This window comes from Thermobacillus sp., assembly GCF_003390775.1.
Lineage (GTDB): Bacteria > Bacillota > Bacilli > Paenibacillales > Paenibacillaceae > Thermobacillus > Thermobacillus xylanilyticus.
The window spans coordinates 20,822-28,805 of the sequence record NZ_QEWA01000065.1 but is presented as its reverse complement, the minus strand read 5'-3'; the positions used below and the strand labels follow the sequence as shown (position 1 = coordinate 28,805).

Annotated in this window: 6 protein-coding genes; 4 read left to right on the top strand and 2 right to left on the bottom strand. The window is 60.8% G+C overall.

Annotated elements, in window-relative coordinates:
• Positions 1–292, bottom strand: a 292-nt coding sequence (locus C6W55_RS17885; protein WP_286894189.1) for a transposase, incomplete at its 3' end; no start/stop codon positions are given.
• Between the two features lie 424 nt (positions 293–716).
• Between C6W55_RS17885 and C6W55_RS17880 the strand changes: the two genes are divergently transcribed.
• The 4 genes from C6W55_RS17880 to C6W55_RS17865 all read left to right on the top strand — a co-directional run bounded on the left by C6W55_RS17880 (position 717) and on the right by C6W55_RS17865 (position 7,305).
• Entirely contained in the window at positions 717–2,879 is a 2,163-nt protein-coding gene (locus C6W55_RS17880; RefSeq protein ID WP_286894187.1) for an alpha-galactosidase, read from the top strand.
• The gene (locus C6W55_RS17875; protein ID WP_286894185.1) at positions 2,876–4,318 is read left to right on the top strand and encodes a glycosyl hydrolase; all 1,443 of its coding nucleotides are present in this window, start codon (positions 2,876–2,878) and stop codon (positions 4,316–4,318) included. Before C6W55_RS17880 ends, C6W55_RS17875 begins: the two co-directional genes overlap by 4 nt.
• Before the next feature lie 18 nt (positions 4,319–4,336).
• The gene (locus C6W55_RS17870; RefSeq protein WP_286894183.1) at positions 4,337–6,769 is read left to right on the top strand and encodes a sialate O-acetylesterase; all 2,433 of its coding nucleotides are present in this window, start codon (positions 4,337–4,339) and stop codon (positions 6,767–6,769) included.
• 104 nt (positions 6,770–6,873) lie between these two features.
• Positions 6,874–7,305, top strand: coding sequence for a DUF2203 domain-containing protein (locus C6W55_RS17865; protein WP_015253480.1), 432 nt, complete (start codon positions 6,874–6,876; stop codon positions 7,303–7,305).
• On the opposite strand, the gene C6W55_RS17860 is transcribed toward C6W55_RS17865, so the two are convergent.
• Positions 7,306–7,905, bottom strand: a complete 600-nt coding sequence (locus C6W55_RS17860) for an ATP-dependent Clp protease proteolytic subunit (RefSeq protein WP_083883335.1) — start codon at positions 7,903–7,905, stop codon at positions 7,306–7,308. It lies immediately after the preceding gene.
• Between the last annotated feature and the right edge of the window lie 79 nt (positions 7,906–7,984).

Below are 7,984 nucleotides of genomic sequence, written 5' to 3'. Positions count from 1 at the left end.
CGGCAAGCGCGGCGGCGCTTATCGGCCGGGAAGAGATGAGCGCGATGGCGGTGAACCATTTTCGCAGGGGGACGCGGCTTCTCTCCATGACGGTGCCGGAAATGAGCGAGCATTGACGGCGGCAAGACGCGCAGGCGAACAGCGGGAGCCGACGTCCGGATATGCGATAATGTGCCGCGCTGCCGCAGCCCGGGCACCGGAAACCGCCGGGCCAGCGCGCTTGCATCAGGAGATCGGCGCATTTCTGTTCCGGGTAATCGAGAAATCCAAGTGCCGGCTCATTCGCGAACATTCCCGCTCAGCCCCCTGACAATTGTAACTGATCCCATTATACCAAACATATGTTCTCGTTTCAATGGATGGTTGGATATTTTTGAACGATTTTCCGGGACGCGTCTTGTATTCGGTCAAATCAGGGAACAATGAATTCCGCTGCATCGCCGCATGAGCGAACGGGATATGGATGAAAAGCATCCAGGCGGAGTTCGGCTGCTGAGCGAAGGGGATATGGTAAAAAAAGCGGTGTGTGGACAGGCAGTTGCTGAGCGAAAGGGATGTGGTCAAAAAGCGGCGGAAAGAGCATCACTAGTCCGAGAAGCACCGCATTCTCACTTCCGACATTTATCCATGCAGACAATACGTTATTCCATGCCTGCCGCATGTTCCAATATGTTACAAAAAAATTAAGAAAATTTTGTTCAAAAGGAGCGGCGGATATGGCGATACATATCGATGAAAGAGCTGGCCTTTTTCACCTGCAAGGCAAAGATGTCAGTTATGTGATGCAGGTTGTGGACGGATATCCGGTTCACCTGTACTGGGGGAAGAAGCTGCGCGCGGACGGCAATCTGCAGGACATGCCGGGGCTGCCGAAGCATCGGAATCTGGACCAGATGCCGCAGGAATATCCGCAGTACGGCAGCGGCGACTTCCGCTCGCCGGCCTATCAGGTGGAGCTCGAAGACGGGTCGCGTATTACGGAACTGGTGTATCAAGGCTATCGAATCATTCCGGGCAAGCCGAGGCTCGAAGGACTGCCCGCAACCTATGCAGAGGCCGATGACGAGGCGGAGACGCTGGAGATCACACTGGCGGACGCGTATTCCGGCCTTCGGGTCGCGCTCTTGTACACGGTGTTCAAGGATTCGAATGCGATTGCCCGTTCCGCCCGGCTGATCAACAGCGGGAGCGGGCGGCTGAAACTGCTGCGCGCGCTCAGCATGAGCGTCGATATGGACATCCCGGATTACGAAGCGGTCTATCTCGCGGGCGCCTGGGGGCGGGAAGCGCATCTGCAGCGGCGGCCGATCGGACCCGGCGGCACGAGGATCGAGAGCCGGCGCGGGATGAGCGGCCATCAATTGAATCCGTTTCTTGCGCTGGCGGAGCCCGGGGCGGATGAGGATCGCGGCGAGGTGTACGGATTCAGCTTCGTTTACAGCGGCAATTTCCTCGCACAAGCGGAAGTCGATTCGATGCGGAAAGTCCGCGTTCAGGTCGGCATCAATCCGTTCGATTTCTGCTGGCTGCTGATGCCGGGCGAGTCGTTCCAGACGCCCGAAACGGTAATGGTCTATTCCGACAATGGTCTCGGCGGCATGTCGCGCACCTACCACAAGCTGTACCGGACCCGGCTGTGCCGCGGGGTCTACCGGGATCAGGTGCGGCCGATTCTCGTCAACAATTGGGAAGCGACGTATTTTCAATTCACTGCCGACAAGCTCGTATCCATCGCAAAAGCCGGCGCCGAACTCGGCATCGAGCTGTTCGTCCTTGACGACGGCTGGTTCGGCAAGCGCAACGATGACACGACTTCGCTCGGGGACTGGGTCGTGAACCGGGACAAGCTGCCGGACGGTCTGGAAGGTCTGGCGGAACGGATCAACCGGCTCGGCCTGAAATTCGGGATCTGGGTGGAACCGGAGATGGTTTCCCCGGACAGCGACCTGTACCGGGCACATCCGGACTGGTGTCTGCATGTCGAAGGCCGCAGACGGACGCTCGCCCGGACGCAGCTTGTGCTGGACATGTCCCGTCCGGACGTGCGGGAGCACATCTACGGAATGCTCAGCGCCATTTTCCGATCCGTGCCGGTCGCCTATGTCAAATGGGACATGAACCGCAGCCTGACCGAAATCGGCTCCGCGGCGGCGCCTCCGGAGCGCCAGGGAGAGATTGCGCACCGCCATATGCTCGGCGTGTACGAACTGATGGAGCGGCTGACGGGCGAGTTCCCGCATATTCTGTTCGAGAGCTGCTCGAGCGGCGGCGGGCGTTTTGACCCGGGGATGCTGTATTACATGCCGCAAACCTGGACCAGCGACAACACGGACGCGGTGGAGCGACTGAAGATTCAATACGGCACAAGTCTCGTCTATCCCGCGAGCGCCATCGGCGCGCATGTCTCCGCCGTTCCGAACCATCAGGTCGGGAGAGTGACGCCGCTCAAGATGCGCGGCGATGTGGCGATGTCGGGCAATTTCGGATACGAGCTCGATCTGACGAAGTTTACGGACGAGGAGAAGGAAGAGGTCAAACGGCAGGTCGCGCTCTACAAATCGATCCGGCCGATCGTCCAGCAGGGTGAGCTGTACCGGCTGCTCAGTCCGTTTGAGGGGAACGAGACTGCCTGGATGTTCGTAACGGAAGATCGTTCCGAAGCGCTGCTGTTTTACTTCAAAGTGCTCGCCGAACCCCATATGCCGAAGAAGCGTCTCCGCCTGAAAGGGCTCGATCCGCAGCGGGACTATGCGGTGGAAGGTTTCGGTACATTCGGCGGCGACCGGTTGATGCACGCGGGGCTTGCATTCCAGGTGCCGCCCGGAGACCATTTCAGCCTGGTGGTGCGCTTGCGCGATGCGGCGGGGGGCAAGGGATGAGCAAGGCCAGGCAGGTTCTGTGGACGGGGGCTGCAGCCGCGGCGGTTACGGCCGCCGCCGCGGCATTTTTGCTCCTGAAGGAGCCGCAGCCGGAGAAGGAGATGCGGCCGCTGCTGTTCGAAGCCGAAGCCGGTGTGCTGAACGGAGTTCATGCTGCTGCGGAATTGTCCGGCTACTCGGGTGACGGTTATGTAACCGGATTTGATGACGATGAAGATTCGCTGACGGTGTTCGTCGAAGCGCCGGAAGACGGGCTTTATGATATGTGGGTCGGTTACAGCAGTCCGGGCGGCGACAAGTATACAATGCTGTCGCTGGACGATCGCCAGGCGGCCGAGATCCGGCTGGCCGCTTCCGGGACATTCACGGAGGCGTATGCGGGCAAGTGGCTGCTCCGGACCGGGCGAAATGAAGTGCTTATCTCCCGCAACTGGGGATGGTACAATATGGATTACATCAAAATCCGCAAAGCCCGAAAGCGTCCGGAACACCGGGTCGAACGCCGATTGGTCAATCCGGACGCGACTCCGGAGACGGTGGAATTGTTCAACTTCCTGGCCGATCAATACGGCAAGCACATTCTGTCCGGTCAGCAGACGCTGTTGGATTCGCTGAAGCTGCTCCACAAATATGGCAAGGAACCGGCCATCACGGGTTTCGATCTGATGGAATATTCGCCGTCGATGGCGGAGTACGGCACGAAGCCCGACGAAGTGTCGGATATTCTGATGTGGCACAACCGCGGAGGCATTGTGACGCTCGCCTGGCACTGGAATGCGCCGACGGGCCTCCTCAATACGCCGGATCAGCCGTGGTACCGGGGGTTCTATGCGGAAGCGTCGACGTTCGATGTTGAACAGGCGCTCGCGGATCCGGAGTCGGAGAACTACCGGCTGCTGCTGCGCGACATCGACGCCATTGCCGTTCCGCTCAAGCAGTTGCAGGACCTGCGCATTCCGATTCTGTGGCGTCCGCTCCACGAGGCGGAGGGCGGATGGTTCTGGTGGGGCGCGAAAGGTCCCGAGCCGGCGAAGCAATTGTACCGTCTGCTCTATGACAGGCTGACGAATGTCCACGGCCTGAACAATCTGATCTGGATATGGAATTCGGAAGATCCCGCCTGGTATCCGGGGGACGATGTCGTCGACATCGTCAGCATCGATTCGTATCCGAAACCGGGCGATTACAGTCCGATCAGCCACCGCTACGAGAATCTGGTGCAGCTCGTGCAGGACAGGAAGCTGGCGGCCATGACGGAGAACGGCCCCATTCCGGATCCCGATCTGCTGGTCAAGACCGAAACGCACTGGAGCTGGTTCTGCACCTGGAACGGCGATTTCATAAACGACGGCATTCAGAACAGCGAAGACCATATTCGGCATGTGTTGAATCATGAGTACGTTCTTACACTTGATGAAGTGAAGGAGCTCAGATCCTGAGATTACGGGGCGATGATCATGAACGATCGCGGAACGATTGCCACGCTTGCGGCGGCGGTGCTGCTGTTCGTCGGCGTTTTTGGTGCGATTATCATCTGGGAAACAAGCCGGCTGGACGATGCGCCGGAGCCGCGGCAGGTCCGTACCGATCATGCGGAGGATCGGACGGAGGGGCGGTCGGGTTCATCGCTCCTCATCGAAGCGGAATCGGCCGGTCTGAACGGTTTGACGACCGGCATGGATGGGAACGCATCCGGCGGTTGGTTCGTCGAAGGGTTCGACGCATCGGGCGACGTCCTCCGTTTTGAGCTGGATCTGGATAAAGCGGGCACGTATATGATCGTCGTCCGGTACAAGACGTATGGCGGGGACAAGCCGAACACACTGAGGCTGAACGGAGCCGCGCCTTTCCAATACACGTTCAAGGATTCGCGGGATTGGAACGATGCGGTCATCGGCCAATTTGAACTGAAGGAAGGAACGAACACGCTGGAGATCGCCAGCGACTGGGGCTGGATCGCGGTCGATTACGCGGAATTCATCGGCGGCGCCGGCGGTCCCGTCCGGTCGGTCGAGCTGATCCTGGAGGACGGGGCGGATTCGGGTCCGGCCGATGTGCCCGTAACGCTGGTCGCGCTTGCCGACAACGCTGCGGAATACCGCTTCTACGCCAGGGAAAGGAATGGCAATTGGCAGCCGATCAATGACTACGGAGATGCCCACCGCGTCATCTGGCTGCCTCCGCGGATCGGCAGTTATGAACTGAAAGTGGCCGCGCGCGGCATCGGATCGGGCGAGGAGGCAGAAGCGGAGGCGATCGTCTCGTATGCGGCGAGATCCGAACATGAGGGCAAGCCGCTTGTTCACCCGGTTTTCAGCGATCATATGGTGCTTCAGCGGGATGAGGAAGCATTCATCTGGGGCTGGGCTGCTCCGGGCGATCGGGTGACGGTTGCGCTCGACGGACAGACGACGTCGGCCACGGCCGACGCTTCGGGGAGATGGCGCGCTTCGCTGGGGGTTCATCCGGCGGGAGGACCGCATACGATAACGGTATCCTCGCGTTCGGGCAAAATCGAATTGAACGATGTCCTGTTCGGCGACGTCTGGCTGGCGTCCGGCCAATCGAACATGGAATGGCGGCTGTCGCAAGCCATCAACGCGGCGGACGAGATCCAGCGGGCGAATGAACCGCTGGTCCGCTATGTCAAATATGACGCGCGGACAAGCGCGGTGCCGCTGTCGGGAGCCGATCTCCGCCAGACCTGGCAGCCGGTGTCTCCGTTGACGGCGCCGAACCTGTCGGCGGTGGCCTGGTTCTTCGCCCGCGAGGTCACGCGGGAGACCGGCGTGCCGGTCGGCATCATATTCGCTGCCGTCGGGGGCACGAAGATCGAGACGTGGATGAGCCTGGAGGCGGTGCGGCAGGTTCCGCAGCTCAAGGCGGAAGCGGAAGCGGTTCGCATCGGCGTCGAGGCGATCGACGCCTTCACGTCGCCGACGGCGCTGTACAACGGCATGATCGCGCCCGTGGCGCCGTACCGGCTGAAGGGCGTGCTCTGGTATCAGGGCGAGAGCAACGGCGGCGAAGCGTCCTACCACCGGACGCTGAAGCTGTGGATCGATGACTGGCGGAGGACGTTCCGGGATCCTGGGCTGCCGTTCGTCATCATCCAACTGTCATCCTACGGCTCCCTGCAGAGCGTCAGCATGCCCGTGAACGACCGCTCGTGGTTCGCCATCGTGCGCGAAGCGCAGCTCAAGGCGGTGCAGGGCGATCCGCGCGCCTGTCTCGTGGTGACGACGGATATCGGCAACCCCGGCGATATCCACCCGACGAACAAGCAGGATGTCGGACGTCGGGCGGCAAGCTGCGCGCTCGGCACGGTCTACGGGCGGGATGTCGTGCCTTCCGGACCGATCTTCGAATCGATGACCGTCGAAGGAAACCGCGTCCGCCTCAAGTTCCGGCATGCCGAATCGGGGCTGATGGCCGGGCTGAAGGAAGGGCTCGAACCGGTGAAACCGGCACCGGATGGCGAGCTGCTCGGGTTCGCGGTGGCCGGGGAAGACGGCAAGTTCCACTGGGCCGAGGCGGAGATTGACGGCGATGAAGTGGTCGTCTGGTCCGATCAGGTCGAGGCTCCCGCAGTCGTCCGCTACAACTGGGCCGACTCGCCGATCGGCAATTTGTACAACCGCGCGGGCCTTCCGGCACCGCCGTTCCGGACGGACGGCAAGCCGGTGCTGGATGTGGTGAGCGGCGCGGGCGGCGGCACGTACGAGCCCGGCGAGACCGTGGAGATCATCGCCTATCCGCCGCAGCGCGGCCGATTCGTCCGCTGGATCGGCGATACGGCCAATGTGGAAGATGTGACGAGCCGCAAGACGACAATCGTAGTCCCGAATGCGCCTTATACGGTCGTCGCGCCGCTGTATGAGACCGACTGATGTATGCCGGCTTGATGCTGCGGGTTGTTTTTCGGCTTGAGGCAGGATTTCGGCGGGCCGGAGTGGAAGAAGTGGGTAGCGATTCGGGAAGGGAGGCGCATGCCGTGGACGTCCGCTTGTTCACTTTGGCGGAAGCGAACGCGTTGCTGCCGGAATTGAAAATTCAGCTGGCCCGGCTGCAGGCGTTGGTCCGCGAGCTCGAACACCGCCTGGAAGCTCTGCACCTCAAGAAAAAGGAATACAGAAAGCGAAAGCATGCGGGAAGCGGCGGACGGCCGGAATACGGCACGGAAGATCCGTTCTTCCTGGACGAAAGCCGGATTGAATTTCTGCGCATGGAAGCGGAACTGATCATCGGCAATTTCAAGCGGAACGGCGTGCTGCTCAAGTCGGTGTTCCCCGGGCTGCTCGATTTTCCTTCCGTCGTGGACGGCAAGCAGGTGCTGATCTGCTGGAAGGAAGGCGAGGAGCGGGCGACCTGCTACCACGGCTGGCATGACGGATACCAGGGCCGCAGGCCGCACCCGGACGCGTGATTACATCGTCGTGATGACCTTGTCGATGATCCCGTACGCCTTCGCTTCTTCGGCGGACATGTGCGTGTCGCGGTCCATGTCCCGTTCGATCCGCTCGATCGGCTGGCCGGTCCGTTCGGATGCGATGCGATAGATGCGCGAGCGGGTTTCCATGAACCGCTTCGCGGTGATCGCGATGTCGCTGGTCTGCCTCTGCGCGCCGCCGTGCGGCTGGTGGATCATGATCTCGCTGTTCGGCAGCGCGAAGCGGTAGCCGGGTTCTCCGCCCATCAGCAGCATGGCGGCGAAGGACGCGGCGAAACCGACGCAGATCGTATGCACTTTCGGCTTCACGATCTGCATCGTATCATAGATGGCGAACCCCGCCGTCACCGATCCGCCCGGACCGTTGATGTAGAAATAGATGTCCTGATCCGGCGCTTCGGCGGAAAGGAACAGCAGCTGCGCCACGATCGTGTTCGCGATCTGATCGTCGATGGCGCTGCCGAGCATGATGATCCGGTCCTTGAGCAGGCGGGAATAAATGTCGTACGATCGCTCCCCGCGGTTGGTCTGTTCCACCACTATCGGCACATATGGCATGGCGTTATCCTCCTTCATGCATGCTTTTGTTTCGACTGATAAACGAACAAGGAGGGCCGAAGGGTACGCGTATCTTTTCGGGGAGCATAATCGTTTA